23 protein-coding genes and 1 pseudogene are annotated in these 20599 nt (G+C 34.8%); 10 read left to right on the top strand and 14 right to left on the bottom strand.

From position 1 onward, the window contains the following. Window positions 1-128: 128 nt before the first annotated feature. A complete protein-coding gene (locus WKH56_RS26535) occupies window positions 129-386 on the bottom strand; it encodes an NlpC/P60 family protein (RefSeq protein ID WP_310884329.1) in 258 nt (85 codons plus the stop codon). A gap of 311 nt (window positions 387-697) precedes the next feature. On the opposite strand from WKH56_RS26535, the gene WKH56_RS26540 reads away from it, so the two are divergent. Then, the gene (locus WKH56_RS26540; RefSeq protein ID WP_048018654.1) at window positions 698-1282 is read left to right on the top strand and encodes a hypothetical protein; all 585 of its coding nucleotides are present in this window, start codon (window positions 698-700) and stop codon (window positions 1280-1282) included. Window positions 1283-1354: 72 nt separating this feature from the next. On the opposite strand, the gene WKH56_RS26545 is transcribed toward WKH56_RS26540, so the two are convergent. Both WKH56_RS26545 and WKH56_RS26550 read right to left on the bottom strand, forming a co-directional pair. Beyond that, a complete protein-coding gene (locus WKH56_RS26545; RefSeq protein WP_342836993.1) occupies window positions 1355-1480 on the bottom strand; it encodes a hypothetical protein in 126 nt (41 codons plus the stop codon). Between the two features lie 262 nt (window positions 1481-1742). Next, the gene (locus tag WKH56_RS26550; protein ID WP_342836995.1) at window positions 1743-1967 is read right to left on the bottom strand and encodes a hypothetical protein; all 225 of its coding nucleotides are present in this window, start codon (window positions 1965-1967) and stop codon (window positions 1743-1745) included. A gap of 350 nt (window positions 1968-2317) precedes the next feature. On the opposite strand from WKH56_RS26550, the gene WKH56_RS26555 reads away from it, so the two are divergent. Both WKH56_RS26555 and WKH56_RS26560 read left to right on the top strand, forming a co-directional pair. Next, a complete protein-coding gene (locus WKH56_RS26555; protein ID WP_342836996.1) occupies window positions 2318-2485 on the top strand; it encodes a hypothetical protein in 168 nt (55 codons plus the stop codon). Between the two features lie 273 nt (window positions 2486-2758). Further along, window positions 2759-3256: a DinB family protein gene (locus WKH56_RS26560; protein ID WP_047751249.1), complete on the top strand. Its 498-nt coding sequence runs from the start codon at window positions 2759-2761 to the stop codon at window positions 3254-3256. 84 nt (window positions 3257-3340) lie between these two features. Here the strand turns inward: WKH56_RS26560 and WKH56_RS26565 are convergent. Continuing rightward, window positions 3341-3561, bottom strand: a pseudogene (locus WKH56_RS26565) (cysteine hydrolase); the annotation flags it as partial. Window positions 3562-3567: 6 nt separating this feature from the next. Then, a complete protein-coding gene (locus tag WKH56_RS26570) occupies window positions 3568-3774 on the bottom strand; it encodes a DUF1272 domain-containing protein (RefSeq protein WP_081213956.1) in 207 nt (68 codons plus the stop codon). A 144-nt stretch (window positions 3775-3918) separates the two neighbouring features. Here WKH56_RS26570 and WKH56_RS26575 point away from each other — a divergent pair, with 144 nt between their 5' ends. Continuing rightward, on the top strand, window positions 3919-4341 hold the full coding sequence (locus WKH56_RS26575; RefSeq protein WP_063246987.1) for an Lrp/AsnC family transcriptional regulator: 423 nt from the start codon (window positions 3919-3921) through the stop codon (window positions 4339-4341). A gap of 152 nt (window positions 4342-4493) precedes the next feature. Then, window positions 4494-4706, top strand: coding sequence for a hypothetical protein (locus tag WKH56_RS26580; protein WP_221833618.1), 213 nt, complete (start codon window positions 4494-4496; stop codon window positions 4704-4706). 296 nt (window positions 4707-5002) lie between these two features. Here WKH56_RS26580 and WKH56_RS26585 read toward each other — a convergent pair whose 3' ends face one another. From WKH56_RS26585 to WKH56_RS26610, 6 genes are all read right to left on the bottom strand, one after another. After that, window positions 5003-5776, bottom strand: coding sequence for a PAS domain S-box protein (locus WKH56_RS26585; RefSeq protein ID WP_221833620.1), 774 nt, complete (start codon window positions 5774-5776; stop codon window positions 5003-5005). A 649-nt stretch (window positions 5777-6425) separates the two neighbouring features. Further along, window positions 6426-6752 (bottom strand): YflT domain-containing protein, encoded by a 327-nt coding sequence (locus tag WKH56_RS26590; protein ID WP_063246985.1) that lies wholly within the window; start codon window positions 6750-6752, stop codon window positions 6426-6428. Between the two features lie 259 nt (window positions 6753-7011). After that, window positions 7012-7302, bottom strand: a complete 291-nt coding sequence (locus WKH56_RS26595) for a spore coat protein (RefSeq protein WP_048018646.1) — start codon at window positions 7300-7302, stop codon at window positions 7012-7014. A 17-nt stretch (window positions 7303-7319) separates the two neighbouring features. Next, a complete protein-coding gene (locus WKH56_RS26600) occupies window positions 7320-7517 on the bottom strand; it encodes a hypothetical protein (RefSeq protein ID WP_016766364.1) in 198 nt (65 codons plus the stop codon). Window positions 7518-8009: 492 nt separating this feature from the next. Further along, window positions 8010-8783, bottom strand: a complete 774-nt coding sequence (locus WKH56_RS26605) for a TerC family protein (RefSeq protein WP_048018645.1) — start codon at window positions 8781-8783, stop codon at window positions 8010-8012. Between the two features lie 383 nt (window positions 8784-9166). Then, complete coding sequence (locus tag WKH56_RS26610) at window positions 9167-9787, bottom strand: TetR/AcrR family transcriptional regulator (protein ID WP_048018644.1); 621 nt, start codon at window positions 9785-9787, stop codon at window positions 9167-9169. Window positions 9788-9923: 136 nt separating this feature from the next. Between WKH56_RS26610 and WKH56_RS26615 the strand changes: the two genes are divergently transcribed. Then, window positions 9924-12146: an MMPL family transporter gene (locus WKH56_RS26615; protein ID WP_221833622.1), complete on the top strand. Its 2223-nt coding sequence runs from the start codon at window positions 9924-9926 to the stop codon at window positions 12144-12146. A gap of 414 nt (window positions 12147-12560) precedes the next feature. Here the strand turns inward: WKH56_RS26615 and WKH56_RS26620 are convergent, their stop codons facing one another. Continuing rightward, on the bottom strand, window positions 12561-12941 hold the full coding sequence (locus WKH56_RS26620; protein WP_221833623.1) for an immunity 22 family protein: 381 nt from the start codon (window positions 12939-12941) through the stop codon (window positions 12561-12563). 205 nt (window positions 12942-13146) lie between these two features. Between WKH56_RS26620 and WKH56_RS26625 the strand changes: the two genes are divergently transcribed. Then, window positions 13147-13368, top strand: coding sequence for a hypothetical protein (locus tag WKH56_RS26625; protein ID WP_088567709.1), 222 nt, complete (start codon window positions 13147-13149; stop codon window positions 13366-13368). A gap of 380 nt (window positions 13369-13748) precedes the next feature. Here WKH56_RS26625 and WKH56_RS26630 read toward each other — a convergent pair whose 3' ends face one another. Further along, entirely contained in the window at window positions 13749-14951 is a 1203-nt protein-coding gene (locus WKH56_RS26630) for a DUF4145 domain-containing protein (RefSeq protein WP_221833625.1), read from the bottom strand. 477 nt (window positions 14952-15428) lie between these two features. Here WKH56_RS26630 and WKH56_RS26635 point away from each other — a divergent pair, with 477 nt between their 5' ends. After that, entirely contained in the window at window positions 15429-15650 is a 222-nt protein-coding gene (locus tag WKH56_RS26635) for a hypothetical protein (protein WP_028413859.1), read from the top strand. A 79-nt stretch (window positions 15651-15729) separates the two neighbouring features. On the opposite strand, the gene WKH56_RS26640 is transcribed toward WKH56_RS26635, so the two are convergent. Beyond that, window positions 15730-17226 carry a class I adenylate-forming enzyme family protein gene (locus WKH56_RS26640; protein ID WP_221833627.1) on the bottom strand — a complete coding sequence of 499 codons (1497 nt, stop codon included), beginning with the start codon at window positions 17224-17226 and terminating at the stop codon, window positions 15730-15732. 442 nt (window positions 17227-17668) lie between these two features. Here WKH56_RS26640 and cax point away from each other — a divergent pair, with 442 nt between their 5' ends. Together cax and WKH56_RS26650 are read left to right on the top strand one after the other, a co-directional pair. Beyond that, a complete protein-coding gene (cax, locus tag WKH56_RS26645; protein WP_221833644.1) occupies window positions 17669-18712 on the top strand; it encodes a calcium/proton exchanger in 1044 nt (347 codons plus the stop codon). A 366-nt stretch (window positions 18713-19078) separates the two neighbouring features. Continuing rightward, window positions 19079-20593 carry an arylsulfotransferase family protein gene (locus tag WKH56_RS26650; RefSeq protein ID WP_221833645.1) on the top strand — a complete coding sequence of 505 codons (1515 nt, stop codon included), beginning with the start codon at window positions 19079-19081 and terminating at the stop codon, window positions 20591-20593. Window positions 20594-20599 lie beyond the last annotated feature (6 nt).

Below are 20599 nucleotides of genomic sequence, written 5' to 3' on the forward strand. Positions count from 1 at the left end.
TCAACTATATAATAGTTTTACTTCTTCCAGATAGTTTATTTGTGCTTTACCCTACGAAAGGTTGGTTTTATGGACATTCGATTAGTTTATTACGAAAAATATAAAGGTACCGTCACTTCTGAATTTCACTATATTCCCTCTGAACAATCAAATCTACCATAAAGAGGATTTGCAGATGCCCAGATATATCGCATCCCTAAGAAACATTTAGCATATGATATAATTCCATTTGCATTAAAACTATTTCCTGCTCGAAGATATAACGAATGAGCTTTAACCTGAACCGTACCAATCGGAGTACTAGCATGCACTTTCGATTGAGACGAAATAATAATCAAAGACGCTGCAATTCCAATAGAAATTAACATCTTTATTCGTTTTTTCATCCTGAACACCATCCTTTTTATAACCAATTGAAACATTATGTGTTACCTGTTGAGTCTTACTTCATACTATAAGGGACATCTCCCATAACATCAGACTGGTTGCAAAAAAAGACTGTTCATCGGTAAAGATGAATCAGCTTTTCTTACCTTCACCCCAACTTCTGCACTCTCCTTATTTCTTTTTTCTCCAAATTGGAAGCATCCTAGAACATTTAAACTCCTTACCTCTGTAACTATCTTTCACATTTTTCCTTGATTCCCATATATATTCCATGTAACATAAACACTATCATCTATCTTGGAGGAGTATAATGAATAAATTAACAAAAACAAGCATCATGTGTGCCGTTTTAGTCTCTGGCCTTGCTGCTTGCGAAAGTGGAAAGAAAGAAAACGAAGTAACCGTAGAAGCACCTGCCCCAAAACATACCGCTAGCCTTGAGCACGCAACAAACGTTAGACCGGCAGAAGGCAGCCTATCTTATCATGAAAAATCTAAACACCATAAATACTATATTTCAACCAACAGCGCATCTTACGTGGATGATATCGATAGCATTAACGGAACTTCAACATTTATGAATGTATCTGTACGTTTAGAAAATACGTTTGAAGAAGGAAATTCTGTATCGCTAAAAGACCTTCACTTTACATTAGAAGACGTAACAGACAGTAAGACCTATGAACCAGCTACTAGAGAGGCTTATACAAAAGAGGGATATACGCTTTTTACAACAAATTATCCAAACATGAAACTAGAAGACAAACCACTTGATTTAAACATTGTTTTTAATATTCCAGATAAGCCTGACCATCTCTATCAATTAATGGTTGTTCAAGATGAGGCAGATGCTGATTATTTTTATTTAGATACAATTAAATCGGCATATAAATAATTAAAAAAGCCACTAACTCTATACTTGAGATAGCGGCTTTTTATATGAAACGCACATATATTTTATTTAATTTTAGGTAAACAACATGATAACATAACTACCTAAAATAACGGAAATAATTGCTCCGTATACGATAACACCCGTTGTATTTTCTTTATTATGTAGTTTTCTTAAAAACGTAGCAAACGCAATATACAACAAACCCAGGAACAACGGGAAGGTAAGACTTAGAAAGATCATAGAACACCTCACTCACGTCAAAACTTAACTGGATTTTACAATATATACAATATGAGGTAAACGATTTGTGATCATTTAGCTGATTATTTTATTTTAAATAGTTTATTTAGAACATAGATTAATTCAATTTAAATCTCTAAGATATGTTTAATGTCTTCTGCCGTTAACTCATGGGTTTCCAAATATTGATGCGCTAATTGACAAATGAACCCTCGTTCCTTTAACGAAAACTGGGTGATTTTCTTTCCGTTGAGCGAAATGGAGGAATGGTTTTATCTCCTTTAATAGACAAACCTTCTTGGTCGAAGGACACGAGAGCTCCGTTTTCCTTGTAGTATGTCAACACTTCTTTTGCTGCTTCTGGTGGTCCATGTTGACAGTATTGTTCAATTGTCATTTCTTCATCTAGAATAACTAACATTACTTCTTCTTGTGAAATCCCCAAATGGGCCATAAAACTTATCTAGTCGCCATTCGGTACATATGTGTTAAATACGTTTTTTTGTTGTTCAGTCCAATTCATACTTTCACCTCATGTTTTTTCTTTACTTACAAATAGTAAAGTGTAGGTATTATGTAAACATACACTTATACTTGTCGATACTCTTTTTAAGGAGCGGTTTATATGCGCACAGAACAAATAAATATTAGTATTGAAAAACCACTTGCACTTGAATTGGATAAAATCCTTAGTCAAGATAATTTAGACTACGACACACTTAATGAGACACTCGACTATTACATAGTTGAATACGATTCTTTGCTTGAAAGTCGCATTATACTGTTTTCAGACCTATGTGTTATGAGTATTTCGGTATACGTAGAGGACGACAAGGCGCATATTGGCTTACCAGTCCATCTGGGGAAGAGATAGAAGGCACAACTGTCACGACCATTATTCGTTCGTTCTCTATTTCATATCAAGGAAATCTCTATATAGTTGAAATAACCATTGAAGATTAAATGAATTGTAAAAAGCGTAGCGAACGATACGCTTTTAAAAAAAGAGGAAAAGTTCTGTATTTAATCAAAGATTCGCTGCGTTTTTTACATATATTTTACATTAAACCATATTTCGGCATATAAAGGTGACTTACAAACAAAAAATTGTGATGGATACTATTTACTTTAGTTGCACTGTTATAGTAAATCGTTAATCGCAGAAGTACATATATTAAACTGATTTGTGTTAGACTGTTGAAAGATTAGTACTTTGAAAAAGAAAGGCTGAAAAACATGACACAAACAAATACAGCATTTCGTGATGCACTTATCAAATCACTCAGAGGTGAAAGAGGTCATCTTCCAACAATTAATGCAATAACCGACATTAATATGGAACTTGCTTCACATAAACAAAAGGAATTACCTTACTCTATTTATCAATTAGTGAAGCATATGAGCTATTGGCAAGACTTTTTACTTGCTCTTGCTAAAGGAGAAAACCCTGAGAGACCGAAAAGTGTAAGTGAAAGCTGGCCTGAACATCCTGCTCCGGTTGATGAGGAAGAATGGGAAAAGACGATCCAGCATTTTTGTGATGGAATTGACGAAGCTTGTCACTTAGCTGAGACATTATCAATCGAAGAACCTCTGGATGCTTGGCCAAGTGAAACCCCAGGGGGATTACTGCGTAATATTGCTTCTCACAACAGCTATCATCTCGGTGAAATTGTCATTATGAGAAGATTAAACGGAGCATGGCCACCGCCAACGGGAGGCTTTCCTGCTTAGATTGAGACATAATGCAGAAATAAAGCTCTAAAAAGCGTCGATTAAACACTTTTAGAGCTTTATTTTAGTTGTGTACTCTTATCTTTATGAATAATGTATGGGATGAAACAATTCTTCCTCTGCATTTCTGACAATCGAAAAGTGTTCAACGTTGTAATGACCATGTAAAGTTTTACTATAATGCTTTATGATTTGTTCAGCACTTAAACCATTACTATCCGTTGTTGAATGTCCATCACCCACTAATGTCAAACCATCCCATTGATTGTAGCTGTTCTGACTGCACTATCTATACAGTGTTGTGTCTAAATTTATGCGAAATTTAATGAGCAACTTAGCGAATGTTCTTTGCCCCTTGGTCTTTTAACTAGTTCTCCTCCACAGTTAGGACAAATATAAATCGCGTTTTCACTACATTTATCACAGAATGTACATTCATGAGTACAGATATAAGCGACAGAGCTATTATGGAGTTTCTTATTGCACTTTTCGCATGTATTTCTCATTTCTAAAGCCATTAAATCCCTCCTTTTGATATAATTAAATTGTATTGTATAAATTTCTATTTTCACATATCTATTTTATTGTATTACTAATTAATAGCTTTAATATTGACGGAAAATTCATTATTTTAATTTATAATTTAAAGCGAGGTATGTTTTATGGATGAAATTGATAAAAATATATTACTATATCTACAAGAGAATGCTCGTTTGTCTTTTACACAGTTGGGAAAGCTGGTTGGCTTATCTACCCCTGCTGTTAATGAAAGAGTAAAAAAACTTGAAGAGAAAAACATAATAGATGGATATAGAGCAATAATTAACCCTGAAAATTTCAACAAACCTGTAACTGCTTTTATTTTATACAGCAATACAAAATGCAAGCAATTCGTAGAATATTGTAAAGAACACCCTGAGGTTATCGAATGTCATCGTTTGGCGGGTCAATACAACTATCTAGTAAAAGTTTTAACTAATTCCGTTCAATCTCTTGAAACATTTATTGATGAATCTATGGCTTTTGGAGAGCCGTCTACATTGATTAAACTTTCCTCACCGGTTGTTTATAAAGCAATAAAATAGATTGATAATCTACCTCTGCAGCTACCATATTGTCTGTTCTCGGCAGGTATTTTTCTATGCGGGCATATGTTACAATAGAGAAAGAACATAAAATTTAAATTATATGGTCTCTTTGTACCCTGAGTTTCCTTATAATGGAAAGAGGTACTTTTATGAATATACTTGAAATAAAAAAAACGCTTAATACTCTTGTTCAATATAAGGATAGCGCTATTACTCATACCATTCCTCAAGTGATGGAACTGTCCTATTGTAAAACATCTAAGATTTTTCAAATCACTACATTTACGGATCAAAAAACCTTAAATTATAACGATTATGATATAGATAACGCTTCTGAAGCTTTATACAAGATCTTAAACTGAAGAAGGCAATTCAATGATTCTTCTATCTTTTATTTAACAAACTTACGATTGCACAATATGTTATTTTAAACAAAAGAAACTCCTGGTATATGTTCAGGAGTTTCTTTTGTTTTTCTGATGTATACAAGATACAAATCTAATTTTAAAAAAACATCTAAAAATATTTAAAACAGCACGAAACCGTAAAGACGATGCCACTATTTCTTTAATTAGAAACTTCCTCTGAAAGGTTTAGCACCACCTAAAGATTCATATCATATGTATCTTTAAAAACGTAAAAGTTGCTTTAGGTATTTTCATTTTAACGGTTGTTTACTAAAAGTAATTCCTAAAAAATGAAGCGCATTTTTTACAGTGGCCATTGTCGGGGTAGAAGCTAAATTAATACCTAGCTGTACAGCAGAGCGAGATAATTCTGGTCTTAATCCTGTTAAGATACATTGCACTCCAAGTAGTGACATAACGCTATTAATTTTAAAAAGATGCTCCGTTACAATTGAATCCAGTGTATAAATACCTGAAAAATCTATAATTAAACAATGTATATTTTGTGTCTGCACTTTTACTGGAACCGCCATTAAAAGTTGGTGTGCTCTTTCCTCATCTATAGATCCTACCAAGGGAAGTACAGCGATTCCCTCTAAAAGAGGAACAAGGGTTGTAGACAGTTCATTTATTTGCTTTATTATTTCTTTTTGTCTTATTTCACTCTCTTTTTTTACCGTAATATCTCTCACATAGGTTTGGATTACTTTTTTATCTCCTAGCAGCAAGGGATGACAATATAATTCAACATTAACAGTTGTTCCATCCATTCTAAATATGGTTTCCTCAATGAGCTCTGCTGGGCGCTCATAGGCAGATTGGATTCTTTTCTTTATTGCTGCTTTAGATGTTTCTTGAAATATATCTAAAGGGCTTGCACCTATGATATCTTCCCTTTTTCCTCTAAAAAAATGTTCAGCCGCGTGGTTAACATATATAATCTGATGATTTGAATGAATAATAAGTGGATCTAGCGCATATTCAATGACTTCCTGATAATCGATACCCGAAATGTTTTCATTCATAATTTTCACTCCTTAACATAAAGGTTAGACTACTATTTCATATTTATCAAGGGTTCAATTGCTTGTTTAAGATCTAAAAAAACATACTAAAAATAAAAATGGCCCCTGGAAATGAATTCAAGGGCCTTCTCTGCATTTATTTAAATCATACTTTCTCACAAGTTAAATCATAATGTAAGGCTGTATCAGGAACTGTAGGATTAGGATAATTTATTTTCACTTTATACTGCAATTCTTTTTGATGACGAAATAGATGAATTCTTCTTTTAGATTATTTACAGAGCTTTGTCTTTTCCTCTTTTCCCTTTTACTCTATTCTCATTTGAATGAATCGTTTGATCTCTATTTCTTTTTTTTCTACTAAGAAAATAGATAATAAAACCTAATAAAACTAATAAAGTAATTAGAAGGATACTTGTAGGAAAATATAGCGTCCCTATGTGGATACCAAGAAATTGAATCATTCCCCTTTCACCTCCATATGAGAGTAGTAAACGACTCTAGTAAAATACTTTCAGTTCAGTATCTTTCCGATTCATAAAACATTTGTACAGAAGAACAATATTATATATAAAGCAGCATGCTAGTAAGATTTACTAATACTTCTCGATCACTGAGTTTCTTCGAAGGTTATTGCAAGGAAAAACCATTACATACCTTTTTTTGCAATAATGATTATACGTTCTTGTTTCATTTCACCGACACATTGTTTAGCTTCCTCTTGGGTTAAACCTAACGAGGCCATTTTAGAATGAAGTTCATCTTCACGAGAAAATAACTTGTTAACTGCAGATTCAAAAACTCCTTGTTCAGAAGCTCGATATTCTTTTGTATTTGTTGTATTTGTTAAATATTCCGAGCGCTCTTTATTATAGGTTAATAAATAAATTTCACTTTTACTAAACCCGTTGGCAAAGAACTCTTCAATAAACTTATTTGCCTGACCACTATTTTCTGCTACTTTAATTTCCTTCACTATTTTCTCCTCCTCTATCCCCATAGAATATGTCGTTCTACTAATAGGTGTATCCTACATCATCCAATTAAAACCAATTTATTCGGATATGGGATAAAAGACTATATAATATTATCTAAATATTGTATAAAATGAGTTGAATTATCTATTTATAAGAGAATAAAATATAGACTTCTTTTCCTTTGTAGAAATATCGAAAGAGTACTTTTTATGTAACCTTGAAAAAATTCCCCCTCTATTGTCAGAGGGGGAATTTTAGTTAACCTTTCGCTAAACCTAAAGCTTTATCTGCCTTTTCTAAATCGTGATTTACTTGTTCTTCTATATCATAGGCATGATACATTTTATTATCAATCATATATTGAGCAATCTTTTCATGAAGCTCGATGGTTTCATCTAATTGCTTTTTTAATACCTTTCGAACTTCGGGTGTCGCTGTTTCCGTAAGCGCTACAGCATATGTTCGTACACCACTCTTAGCTGATAATAATAAATCAGTCGCAATAGCAAGATCATCTAACGTTTTAGTAAGAGTACTTTTAGTGGCCATTTTTCTACCCCTCCTATTTATTGAGCTTTCTTTAAGATTTTTTTCAATTCTTTAATCGCTTCAGTAGATGTTTGAACATCTTCTTCAAGAATCTTTTTTAATTCCTCATCCTCTACCAATTCCAACATCGCTGTTCCTTTTGTTACACATGATGTTTTAAGCGTTAAGATTTCGTGAACTTCTAACGTTTCGTGCATAGCTAGTCCCTTTGCCATGTTTGCATCCTCCTTTTCATTTTTTTGACTTGTGAATTATATTCCCAAATCATTTCCATTTAAACAAGTATTCGTTATTTTTTAAAACTTCAGAAATGAAAATAGAGATATTATAATTAGCACAAACGAATTTACTCCTCTAAACCATTCTCTCTACTAGAAAAAAGAAGACCAAATCGTTAATGATTTGGTCTTCTTTAAGGAACAAAAATAACAAACAAGATAACTAGGTTCGTCTACACAATAGCTTCAATTAAAAAGTACGTTACACCTGCTTGAATTAACGTACTTGATAGTTAGGCATGAATCAACAAACCTCACTCTTTCTATAGAATCTAAACATGCTTTTAAATATTAAAAATGAGGCTCCGCTTGGATGAAAAAAGTAAGGATGGTTGATAATTTAGGATGCGTATTGTTTATAGAATAATAAAAAATGATAATCTCTAATAGAAGTCTAATTTAGGGTTACGTATGGCAATTTATTATTTTTTAAACCGATGGCTTTTCTGATGACTTATTGCCCGGTGCAAACCAACCCAATAGCGCGATACCAACTAATACTCCATAGAAAATCAGGGTCCAAGTGGTGCTATGAGGGAAATGAGAATCTAAGACCCCGATATCTTTATGCGCAAAAGTAATAACCGCAAGTTTCACACCGACCCAGGCAACAATTGCATATGCTGTAGTTTCTAAGGCAGGTCGCTTTTCAAGGAGTTTTACAAACCAGGTTGCTGCAAACTTGATTAAGATAAGACCTGCAATCCCTCCAAGAACTACAACTGCAAACTGTCCTCCATCCATCCCGCCGATTTCTCCAAATTGTGAATCCGGAAGTCCAAGAGCTATGGCTACCGCCGCTAAAATAGAATCAATGGCAAAAGCAAGGTCAGCTAACGCAATTTTCCCTACTGTCGGCCAGAACCCCTTTCCAGCAGACTCCTTTTCATCATCATTATGAATATTCTCATTATGCTTCCCAAACCTTGCCTGAATAATATGCTTCAAACCCAAATAAAGAAGATAAACTGCTCCTACCGCTTGTATCCACCAGACGTTGGCAATAAATGAAATAGCAAAAAGAGCTGCAAATCGAAAAATGAATGCCATCAGAATTCCGTAATTGATCGCTCTTTTTTTCTGATCCTCGGGTAAATGTTTGGCTATAACTGCCAGTACAAGAGCGTTGTCAGCTGATAATAATCCTTCTAATCCAATTAGAATCAATAGTGCCCATACGTATTCGAACCAAATAGATTCCATCCGCTTCTCCCCTTTCCAAAATGTAAGCTGCTATGCTAAAGGTTTTGTTTACAATAGAATAACCATATATGCTAAAGGCAACCCTAAAAGATAGGATTTTCATTATTTTAACACTAACCTTCCATCAAATACTGCTTTAAATACAAATAAAAACCAAATTATTAAATTTTTACGTTTTTTATCATATAACTTCGCTTTTTTACATGATTAATGAAAACTTCGGGCCAACATCTCTATAAGTTGGATGGTTAATAGGTAATGGCTATTATTTCAGGATTTTTTTTACAAAGTGCTTGCGACCAATGAAAAGAACGGCTAAAAAATATTGATGAATATTTTTTAGCCGTTCTTTATTTCTTCTTTGCACCATGCAATAAAACAGTTCAATTAGGACTAATCCCTACCCAAAAAAGATCTACTAGAGCCTGAGCCGTTTTTTCAGGGCCTCCTAATTCAGTTATTAATTCTTTTTTATTCCGAATCATTGTGACCATAGAAAATGTATGCGCAAGCAAGCGAGGGCTTGTTACGACAATTTCACCGCTGTTTGCAGCTTGTTTGAATACGTTCTCCAATGCCTGATGTATGGCTTTCTCTGCTTCACGAATTTCATGAATATGATCTTCTGTAAGCGAAGAAGTAGCTTCCTGCAATAATGTTTCAAAATCAATATGTGGTCTCTTTAAGTGATCCAATGTTACCTCGTATAATCTATGTTTCAGCCCTTTGGAATTTTGTAATAATTTCTCTGTCTGTTTTGTAATACGTTGGAACATGCTTGATACCGAAACGGTAAATAAAGTGGCCTTATTTTTAAAGTAGTAGTAAACACTAGCCTTAGTCACATCGCTAGCCTCAGCTACTTGCTCCATTGATACTCTTTCATATCCATATGCCATAAATAAATGGGCAGCAGTCTTTAAAATTTGCTCTCTTGTTATATTATTTTCAGTTGTTATTCTAGGTCTGCCAGGCTTTTTTTTTGGTGTCTTATCAGTATTCATAAGAGGGCCTCCTTCTAGTTCAAGAAATTGCCACATTTAAACTAGTTGATTAATTAACCTTCTGGTATATATAATTATTGAAGGTTCTATATATATTGTAATAGAAACAAACAGATTTGGAAATGAGGGAGAATTAATGAAAGAATCACCTTTAGCAACATTCAGCCGATTTATGACTGGGAAAGTGAGTCGATGGGTTGTTATTACCGTATGGATTTTGGCCACTGCAGTTCTAACAATTGCTTGGCCTGCCGTTAATAAAACGGAAGTGAACAATGCATCCAACTTAAGTGAGAATTCACCTTCCGTAGAAGCTGAAAATCTCATAAAGAAAGAATTCCCTAACTCATCAGGGGTTCCTGCCTTACTTACATGGCACAAAGAATCAGGTTTGAACAACGATGATCTAAAGTCTATTCAGCAAATGGCGGCGGATTTAGAAAAGAAACCATTAGAAGAACAAACGTCTACACCGCCTTTGCATAAATTACCGTTAGCAGCTTTACAAAAAATGATATCAAAAGATGGTACCACGCTTGTACAGCCTATTTTCTTTAAAGAAAACGCTGAGACGGATGTACTAGAAAAAAATCTAGATACGATTAAAAAACAAGTAAAAGAAAACGTTTCATACGATTCTTTTGCGACGGATATAGATGAAAAAGATAAATTAAGCACACGCGTTACCGGTCCTGTAGGAATTCAAGTAGATGCAACGAGCTTATTTGAAGGAGCAGACGTTTCGTTACTAATTGCAACAGTTTTATTAGTCTTAATTTTACTTCTTGTCATTTATCGTTCCCCAATTTTAGCGATTATTCCTTTAATTGGTGTAGGTTTTGCCTATGGGGTTCTGAGTCCCATTCTCGGTATTTTAGCAGATAAAGGATGGATTACGGTCGATTCACAGTCCATATCCATTATGACGGTCTTGTTATTTGGAGCCGGAACAGACTATTGTTTATTTTTAATTTCTCATTATCGCGATGAGCTTCGCAAAGTAAAAGATAAGAGACAAGCACTTATCAACGCCTTTAAAGGTGCTTCAGGTGCTATAGCGATGAGTGGCTTTACGGTTGTCATCTCTCTTTTAGCTTTAATCGTAGCAAAATACGGTGCTTACCACCGTTTTGCAATCCCGTTTAGTTTATCTATTCTTATTATGGGATTAGCGAGCTTAACTCTTATTCCTGCCCTGCTTGCAGTTATGGGAAGAGGTTCTTTTTATCCTTTTGTTCCTCGCACTCCTGAAATGGAAGAAGAATTGGCGAAAAAGAAAGGAAAACCGGTGCGTGACCGAAAAGAGAAAAACCGTTTCGGGAATTGGATTGGTAATGTGGTTACGACTAAACCATGGACAATCATTGTAGCTTGTCTAGTCTTTTTTGGAGCTTTATCCATATACTCTAGTCAAATCAAGTACACGTATGATTTATTGTCTTCTTTCCCTGAAGATATGCCTTCTCGTGAAGGATTTACCATTATCTCTGACGCTTACTCTCCTGGTGAACTAGCACCAGCACAAGTAGTAATTGATACAGAAGGAAAATCGGTAGATCTAGAAAAAGAGTTAAAGAAAAACGATCTGATTAGTACCGTTTCTGCACCTCAAAGCGGTAAAAGTAATAAGGATTTAAAGGTATATGACGTCACGTTTAATGTAAATCCATATAGTATAACAGCTATGGAGGCTATTCCAGACTTGAAAGATGCAGCCGAAAAGGCACTGTCACAGTCCGGAGTTTCCTCAGTAAAATCCAAAGTATGGATTGGCGGTCAAACAGCGACGCAATATGACACGATGACTGTTAGTGATAAAGACAACAGTATTATTGTCCCCTTAATTATTATTTTTATATCGCTGCTGCTAGTGGCTTACTTGCGTTCTATTGTAGCTATGCTTTATTTAGTGGGAACTGTTATCCTCTCTTACAGTGCAGCTTTAGGCTTAGGCTGGCTCATCATCCACAATATCATGGGAGCAGATGCTATCCAAGGAGCGATTCCTTTATACGCATTTGTATTCTTAGTGGCGCTTGGTGAGGATTATAATATTTTTATGATCTCAAGCATCTGGCAGAAAAAGAAATACATGCCGTTAAAACAAGCGATTAAAGAAGGCGTAAGTGAAACAAGCGGTGTTATCACATCAGCTGGAATTATTTTAGCTGCTACATTCGCGGTTCTAGCAACACTGCCTATTCAAGTTCTGGTTCAGTTTGGAATTATCACGGCTTTAGGTGTTCTGTTAGATACATTTATTGTGCGACCATTCCTTGTACCTTCAATTACGACGGTTTTAGGAAAGTTTGCTTTTTGGCCAAGTAAAGTTAAAATGGCACTAGAAAAAGAGAAATAAGTAGTTAAACAAAGAAGCTATATAGGGAAGTTCCTATATAGCTTCTTTGAATGCAGAAATAAGAAGCTAGCAACTATCATAAAAAAGCAGCCAAATAATTCAACCAGCCCATGGCTAATATTAGGGTCGGTTGAATTTGTGAATTTTCCATACATAAAGTTCTTTATTTATTGTTTTTTATCACCATGCTGAGTTGTTATAATTCTTACAAGCTAACATTTATGATTCCCAGTAGATATAAAATACCAAATGCCGTTCCACATATCGCATTGGCAATAACTCCCCATTTTACAGACTTCATAATAACCGAATGTGTTACTTCCAAGCTCGTCCCCTCCTCATAACTCTTACTTTTTATAATCTTTATAGATGCATACATTTATTGTATAAACAAGCTACAAACATTTTACTAAACTATTCATATCGAACACTTCCTACATATTTAACGGGATGAGTTTTGTGGTGAGTCCCGCTTTTGTTATATTCAAAATCGTAAAGTAAAATCATACTGTTAGCACTAGTAGGTAAGTTTTCTCCAAATTTTTCAACAAAGTTAGGAATAACTACATCGTTGTACGAACAACTTTCTAGTAATTGTGAAAATTTATGAACCTCATCATTCTCATAGTGAGCTTCACTGAAATCTTCGTCAAAGTACTCAACGTTAAAGTCCTTTTCAAATTGTGAAGGTATAGCATCTCCGTCTTCCGTGTAACCAATCAAAAGATAATTTTCTAGCTCTTCAATAGACAAAAATTTACCAACCCATAAAGATACGTAACTTATCTTCTCCATACTATCAACCTTTCTAGCAAACATTTTTTCAATCATTTATCTCTACACTAACTTTATACGAATTGCCCATCAATTAGGTAACTTAGTCTGTTCCATCTCCCACTACGATAACTCCTCAAATAAAATCCTCTGGTTTTTATTGGTTATCATTACTATAATAAGAAGAATAACAAATATTGTATATTGTGAGGGTGAAGGAGAATTTATGATTAAAGCTTTTAGCGCATTTTTACTGACTACTATCATTTCTTTTGTTGTAATGGTTGGCGCTCTACTCATTTGGGTGACCATACAAGGAAATCATATAACCAATCCTTCAGATGGCGATGGATTAGGATTTGCAGTGGCATATGGTGGAATAGCAGCTATCCCCATTTCGCTTGCGATAGGAGTCTTTGGTGGAATTATTGGTTATTTAAGAGATTAAAAACCTAGAGTGAAATTTCAAATGCAATTTTTGAAACTAACTAGGTAAATACAACTATATTTGTCTAACTTTCGGAAAAAAGCAACCAAATAGTTGGTTGCTTTTTTATTCATCATACATATAGGATGTCTTTTCATTTATTATCTGCTATGTGTCCCTTTCGCTCCCAAATAAATTTAAAATGAGGTTAGGAGGGGCAAAGGGAACAAGAACATATTTATGATAATAAAAAAGAGAGAAATCCATTTTATTTTAAGCACCTTATTTCTTCTATAAATGTAACCTCAATAAAAAAGCTTTCACAAGGCTCCGTATAATTTTGAAAGGGTTAAGAACCCTTTCCATTTAGCGAACTCGCTTAGTCATATTACTACCTAACTCTATGCATTAGTTAGCTTATATAAAAAATCATCTAGTGCTTCTTCGCTTTGAAATTTAAAAGAGTAGCCAAAATTAGTTGGTGTTTTCCCCTTGTTTATCGCTTTCGGAAAGCTTCTTAATGCCGTATTGTGACTCGGTTTGTCAGGAATTTCAAACTTTTCCTTAGCTGTATCTGGGTGTAGAACAATCGTTGTTAGCTTATTAGGTAGTAAATATACAATCTCTTTAGTAATTCTGTGTTCAAATTCTATAGCCTTTTTTGTTGGGTGATTCAATTTAAATTTATGTTTATCAAAGATTTTATCAACTTTTTCGCTTATCGTAATGATTTTAACTTCAGTGTGGTGGGTTTCTGACATATTCATACGTACTACACTTTCAATACTATTAATTTGTTCCCAAAACTTTTCCATACCTTGGGTACCAATACCATTTAATTTCATATGCAGCTCATCGATCGGCTCGTTAATTTTATTTAGAGAAGTAATTCCTACACGTGAAAACTCACTCAATAGATACTTACATCCATTTACAGGAAGCGTAGTGATAGGCATATCCGCTAGTTCGCTAGGTATAAAAATCTTTTCATTTTTAAATTGAAGATGAGCATTCATGGGAGATAGCATTGCCTCGTTAGTGGCGGAAAACTTTAGTTTCGCTACATTTTTTACTTCTTCCTTTTCTAACCTCATATCATCAAATTGTTTTTGAATCTCTAACCTCATATCATCAATCTTTTGATCTAGATATAGTTTAAGTGTTTTATCTTGATCGTTATTTGTTTCTGAGGCAATAGGAAGTTTATACGCCGGAGCTTTAAACTCGTACGTCACATACAGCTGCATATACCAAACGCTTATTTCAAATAAAAACTTATGAGTCTGCAGCACATCGGCAGTCTCTACTTCCTTCACGTCATGTACAGCTTTATTTCCCTTCTTTCGAATCCACTCTAATTTTAGATAAATATCTTCTTCAATCGCATTTTGACGATATAATTTATGTATTCTCTCAGCATGCTTAGGGGCATATAGCTCCTCAAGTTCTTCTTCCTTACTGATTAACTTCACAAGGTGCTCACTATATAAACGGGCCTGTATCAATGAGGCATGGGGATCGTTAAACAAATTATCTTCTATACGCTCAGCCAGGTTTGCTAATTCGTTCGAGAATTGTCTAACGAAATCAAATAAAAAATTCATCTTTCTCTCTCCTGTTTCTTAGTATCTATTAAGCTAAAAGTTTTATTAAAAATTACTCGTTTTCAATACTATTTAGTTGAAATTTATTTAAGGAATGCTTTTATTACTCTTTCACTTGATATGATATTAACCTTTGCAAATTAGGAAACTGATTATCTGAAGTAGATAAACAAACTTTATATCATGTTTTTGATACCAATTATTATGTATTAATTCGTTAGCACTCAACAGTTACTTTTACATGTAAAGTTATGCGGATTTTACATTATTTTAGCATAAAATCCCATAAAAAAATCACTCCTTTAAAAAACTATATAATTTTAGTGACTATCAAAACCTAATTAATTCACTGGTTTGAAAATGAAGTACACGGTGCAAATTTCAGTAATCTAAAATAGCTTTCCGCACAACTTTCATAAAAACAGCTATTTAGGATAAATTATTACTGAAGAAACATATGCTACTGGAGGTCGTAACTTGTTAATAGGTGAGATTGTTCAAAAGCTAAACAATGGTGCTTCTTATGAAGATATTGCTTCTTCCATTAAAATTAGTGAAGATATCTTGAAAGATGATTTAAAGAAATTCGGATTTCACTACGATGATAAAGAAAGAAATCTCGTATTTACAGGATACGAATCTGAATATGAAAATACACTTTGTATTTGTTACTCTGATATCAGGAAACTTTCTACTTAACATTTTTGCGTTAAAATGATTTCGCTTCTATTAAATTATAAAAGCGCGGGCTGCATTCAGCCCGCGCTTTTAACCCTCTTCATTTTAGTTCTCTTTTTAACACTTTACCGAGCTGGTTTTTAGGGAGTTGATCAATAAAATAAACTTCCGGAACTTTGTAACTTGCCAATCGTTCTCTACAATAATTTAGAATATCTTCTTTTGTTAAGGAAGAATGAGGATCCTTTACTACATAAGCTCTAGGTTTTTCTCCATAAACAGGATCTTCTACGCCTACTACAGCAGCTTCTATAACCGTACCTATTTGCTCAATGATTTCTTCGACCTGATCAGGATAGATATTATCGCCGCCATATACAATAACGTCTTTATAGCGTCCCATAATATATAAAAAACCGTCTTGATCTATCTTTCCAGCGTCCCCCATATAGAACCAACCGTTTCGAAGCACTTTTTCAGTTGCCTCTTGATTATGCCAATAGCCTTTGAAGCAGTAGGGGCTTTTTATAATAATTTCTCCAACTTCTCCTGTTTTTACTTCTTTTCCTGATTCGGGATCAATAATTTTTACTTCTACACCGGAAAGAGGCTTACCCGCCGATTCAATTTTTTCATTTCCCATATCCGGTGTCCATACACTCACTGTCCATGCTTCTGTACTTCCATACCCTTGGATCATTCTAATGCCTAACTTTTCATACTCCTTAATAAGATAAGCAGGAACTTTTGCCCCTCCGGCAATAGCAACCTTTAGTGAAGATTTCTTTGACCCTGCATTTTTCACTACTTCGAGCATTTGCATATACATAGAAGGAAACGCTAGCATCATAGTGATCTTATGAGTTTCAATCGTTTCCCAAATGATTTCCGGTGTAGGATCTGACAACAGAAATAACCCCATTCCGTTGGAAACAGATTTTAAAATATTGTTAATAGAACTCATATGATAAAAAGGATGCGAGGCAAGAAATCGACCATCCTCTTCATAGTCTATTCGTTGACTCGATGGTTGTATATAAGAATACACGTGACCATGCTCAATCATACAGCCCTTTGCATTGCCAGTTGTTCCAGAAGTAAAAAGAAGCATCGCAATGTCATCTTGAGAGACCTGTACATTTGGGTTTAGTATAGAATACGCAGAAAAAATGTCATTATATTCTTCAACTGTCTCCACACTATTTTCTCTTCCTACTTGTAAAGTAATAACGTCATTTAATAGTTCAGAATCAAAAGGAATAACCTCATGAAATTTTTGGTCGTAGAAAATAACTTTAGGTTGTGCACTGTCTAAAATATCGATAATTTCGTACTTCGTCAGCTGCCAGCTAATAGGAACCGCTACGGCTCCAATTCTTAATGCAGCTAGCAGAATGGTAGGAAACGGATGATTATTTTGACATAGAATTGCAATTCGATCTCCTTTTTTAACATTATGGCTTAACAGGTAATGAGCCAGCTGATTGACACGTTCATTATATTCTTTAAATGTATGGAAAGATGTACTCCAAATTAAAGCCTCTTTTTCAGCAGATTGTTTAGCTCTTTGCTCTAATAGTTCTCCAAGTGTATACATGATAGCTCTCTCCTTTAATGATAATGACCAGTTTGAATCATATTTAAATGGTGCTTCATTCTAATTATTTTTAACTCTATAAACTACATTACCCACGATTAACGTTAACGCAAACGTCAATTATAGACGTTTGAAAAATTCATATCTTTTGAACATGTAAAAGATACATATTAGTTATTCAGAAAAGACTATTCAGTATACTTTGAAGCTTATGCTGAGGAGTTCATAACGCTTTATCTTGTACGATTCTTTTCTTTTTTTAACTTTAGCCCCCTTTTGTATCAGCTATTAAGTATGTTCCCTTTGTATGCGTGAAGTTAATTGCTAGTTGCACTCTCCATGTGAATAACAAAAGTCTTAAGAGTTATATTAATAAAAACGCTAAGATAATATAGAGCTTCTCTTCTTGCTATAGGATCTATTAATGACCATGGAGGAAAATATGAATAAAGTCTTTTTTATTTTTATGATTATTGGTGTACCTCTTTCAATTATTGGCAGCATTTTTAATTGGAATTATATTTTCATGTTTTTTATTTATTGCGTGACATTAATTAGTTTGGCTAATTACATTAGACGTTCCACTGAAAGCCTTAGCGTTGTAGTAGGTCCAACAGCAGGCGGATTACTGAACGCTACGTTTGGCAACGCTGCGGAAATTATTATTTCATTTTTTGCATTAAGTAAAGGATTAAATACAATCGTCATTTCCTCCATTACGGGAGCAGTTCTTGTTAATCTTCTTTTTGCCAGTGGAATATCCATGATTGTTGGAGGTATTCGATTTAAAAAGCAAAAATTTAGTGTGTTTAAAACACGACATAATACCTCCCTCTTAATGTTTGCTATTATCGTAACTTTTGTATTGCCATTTATCTTTGCAAAACGCTTGGATGATAAAGATATGCAGGTTCTATCCACTTCTTTTGCTATTGTGATGCTGACCATTTACCTGCTTGCTCTTCTTTTTAAACTTGTCACACATAAAGGGATTTTTACTGGAAACGCAGAAGAAAATGGAGAGGAACCAGAATGGGGAAAAAAGAAAGCAATCGTTGTGCTTGGACTGGCCACAACTGTATTAGCTTATATTAGTGAAAAACTTGTTGGCACCATTGAGCCAGTAGGTGATGCCTTAGGCTGGAGTCACGTTTTTATTGGAATTATTGTTGTGGCCATAGTGGGAAGTGCTGCAGAGTACGTGTCAGCAATTGCCATGGCCTATAATAACAGAATGGACGTAATGGTGGAGATCTCCATCGGTTCAACCGTCCAAACGGCCATGTTTGTTGCTCCTATACTTGTTCTGTTCTCATACTTGTATGATTTCTTGCCTCTTGTATTTAATACAGCAGAAATGATTGCGATGATCCTTGCCGCTCTCATGACGGTGACCGTTGTGAACGACGGTGATTCCAACTGGTTCGAAGGTGTTTTACTTGTTGGTACCTACATTGCGATAGGCTTTAGTTTTTACCTTTTATAGAATTTTTTCAAGAAAAAGATGAAAATTTCAGCTTACATAAAGACAAAGCTTAATCATCTTTTTAAATCTTGACGAATAATATATGCACAAAAATTTGCTTTTCTTTTGCATGGTTTTCAACTTTAAACACAATTAAAGTATTGCTGTATTGATAATATATAATCGTATATGAACAAGAAAAACGAGCTCTTATCTGCTAAGAGCTTGTTTTTTATATTTATTTTATCTACCTTACATATAACCGTTTCAAATAAACAAAAGACACCAGTAAACCTAAAATGCATGTACATATTTTGAAGCGAATGACATATTAATAGCTCAAGAGACAGTGTTTACTAATAAAAGTTAGAGGAGATGAGAGTGAGAATGGATAATTTCAATTCACAATCATCCACTGATCATCCAAACCCGCAAGTATGGAATTTTGTTTCAGCTCCTAATTTACATCCCATGAAGGTTACCATTAATACTAATAAGCCTGGAACAGCTCCCGGCCTATTATTTGTTGCACCTTATACGGTATATGGAGCAGCGATGATTGGACAGACCGGCGCACTAATTATGGATCAGACGGGTAATCCAGTGTGGTTTAGACCGCTTGCTAGTAGGTATATCCAAAATACAGACTTTCGAGTACAAATATACTGCGGGAACCCTGTTCTTACGATGTGGCAAGGGACAATTTCTGGCACTCAAACTTCAAACCCTAACCTTCCAGTAGGTGAACCTGAGCCTGGTGCTTATTTTCAAATTATCAATCAGCATTATGAGGTCATTAAAAAGTTATTTGCTAAAAAAGGGTTTACCTCTGATTTGCACGAGTTTACAATCACCAAACGGAATACGGCTTTGTTTACAGCCGTAAAACAAATACCCGCAGATTTATCTAAGTATGGAGGACCCTCAAACGGGTATTTTAGTAATTACTCTATTCAAGAAGTAGACATTGAGACGGGAGAGCTTCTTTTCTTTTGGGATGTACTTAAACATATTAATCCAGCTGATTCGATGGTACCTGCTTCATCCGCAACAAGCTCTAATAATATATGGGATTGTTACCACGTAAATTCAGTCGAAGAAGGTCCAAACAATACACTTTTAGTGAGCATGCGTAGTATGTGGGCTATTTATAATATTGACAAAGAAACGGGAAAGGTAATTTGGCAACTTGGTGGAAAGCAAAGTGATTTTAGGCTTGGACCGAACGCTAAATTTTCTTGGCAGCATGATGCGCGCTACAGGTCCGAAAACAGGATAAGCTTGTTTGACAATGCCTGCTGTGCTTCTCCTGATTCTCCACCTCAAGGGCAAGCGCGTGGTTTAATTCTTCACTTAGATTATAACCACAAGGTTGCAAATGTAAATCGAACATATTATCATGACCCCGCTTTATATGTTCCAAGTCAAGGAAATGCGCAAAAGCTTTCCAATGGAAATCAACTCATTGGGTGGGGACAAGAACCGTACCTTTCGGAATTTAGGAACGCTGGCAATACGCGGAGAAACCCTTCATTTAACTTGTTATATGATATGCAGTATCCAAATCAGAATCTTTCGTATCGAGCCTTTAAAAATAAGTGGGTAGGTCTCCCACTTTATCCGCCTAGCATAACTGTAGACTTATTGCCCGACGGTGAAGCTACAGTTTACGCATCATGGAATGGTTCAACAGAAACAGTCGCTTGGCAGGTACTGGCGGGACCAACACCTTTTAAATTGTCAGTAGTGGTATTTAGTACCCCTCGTACTGGATTTGAAACAGATATTCATGCTGAGGCAGGTGGTCCTTATTTTCAAGTCAAAGCATTAGATTCATGCGGGAACGTCATTGGTACATCACCAACTACTTACGTGAAAATAAGACGAAATAGACGAAAGTGAGCATTA

This window comes from Priestia sp. SB1 (assembly GCF_038898415.1).

What these genes read in the sequence shown, in the direction of transcription:
- WKH56_RS26535 (WP_310884329.1), bottom strand. Translation starts at nt 386, where the DNA reads ATGAAAAAACGAATAAAGATGTTAATTTCTATTGGAATTGCAGCGTCT.
- WKH56_RS26540 (WP_048018654.1), top strand. Translation starts at nt 698, where the DNA reads ATGAATAAATTAACAAAAACAAGCATCATGTGTGCCGTTTTAGTCTCT.
- WKH56_RS26555 (WP_342836996.1), top strand. Translation starts at nt 2,318, where the DNA reads ATGTGTTATGAGTATTTCGGTATACGTAGAGGACGACAAGGCGCATAT.
- WKH56_RS26560 (WP_047751249.1), top strand. Translation starts at nt 2,759, where the DNA reads ATGACACAAACAAATACAGCATTTCGTGATGCACTTATCAAATCACTC.
- WKH56_RS26570 (WP_081213956.1), bottom strand. Translation starts at nt 3,774, where the DNA reads ATGGCTTTAGAAATGAGAAATACATGCGAAAAGTGCAATAAGAAACTC.
- WKH56_RS26575 (WP_063246987.1), top strand. Translation starts at nt 3,919, where the DNA reads ATGGATGAAATTGATAAAAATATATTACTATATCTACAAGAGAATGCT.
- WKH56_RS26580 (WP_221833618.1), top strand. Translation starts at nt 4,494, where the DNA reads ATGAATATACTTGAAATAAAAAAAACGCTTAATACTCTTGTTCAATAT.
- WKH56_RS26585 (WP_221833620.1), bottom strand. Translation starts at nt 5,776, where the DNA reads ATGAATGAAAACATTTCGGGTATCGATTATCAGGAAGTCATTGAATAT.
- WKH56_RS26595 (WP_048018646.1), bottom strand. Translation starts at nt 7,302, where the DNA reads ATGGCCACTAAAAGTACTCTTACTAAAACGTTAGATGATCTTGCTATT.
- WKH56_RS26600 (WP_016766364.1), bottom strand. Translation starts at nt 7,517, where the DNA reads ATGGCAAAGGGACTAGCTATGCACGAAACGTTAGAAGTTCACGAAATC.
- WKH56_RS26605 (WP_048018645.1), bottom strand. Translation starts at nt 8,783, where the DNA reads ATGGAATCTATTTGGTTCGAATACGTATGGGCACTATTGATTCTAATT.
- WKH56_RS26610 (WP_048018644.1), bottom strand. Translation starts at nt 9,787, where the DNA reads ATGAATACTGATAAGACACCAAAAAAAAAGCCTGGCAGACCTAGAATA.
- WKH56_RS26615 (WP_221833622.1), top strand. Translation starts at nt 9,924, where the DNA reads ATGAAAGAATCACCTTTAGCAACATTCAGCCGATTTATGACTGGGAAA.
- WKH56_RS26620 (WP_221833623.1), bottom strand. Translation starts at nt 12,941, where the DNA reads ATGGAGAAGATAAGTTACGTATCTTTATGGGTTGGTAAATTTTTGTCT.
- WKH56_RS26625 (WP_088567709.1), top strand. Translation starts at nt 13,147, where the DNA reads ATGATTAAAGCTTTTAGCGCATTTTTACTGACTACTATCATTTCTTTT.
- WKH56_RS26630 (WP_221833625.1), bottom strand. Translation starts at nt 14,951, where the DNA reads ATGAATTTTTTATTTGATTTCGTTAGACAATTCTCGAACGAATTAGCA.
- WKH56_RS26640 (WP_221833627.1), bottom strand. Translation starts at nt 17,226, where the DNA reads ATGTATACACTTGGAGAACTATTAGAGCAAAGAGCTAAACAATCTGCT.
- cax (WP_221833644.1), top strand. Translation starts at nt 17,669, where the DNA reads ATGAATAAAGTCTTTTTTATTTTTATGATTATTGGTGTACCTCTTTCA.
- WKH56_RS26650 (WP_221833645.1), top strand. Translation starts at nt 19,079, where the DNA reads ATGGATAATTTCAATTCACAATCATCCACTGATCATCCAAACCCGCAA.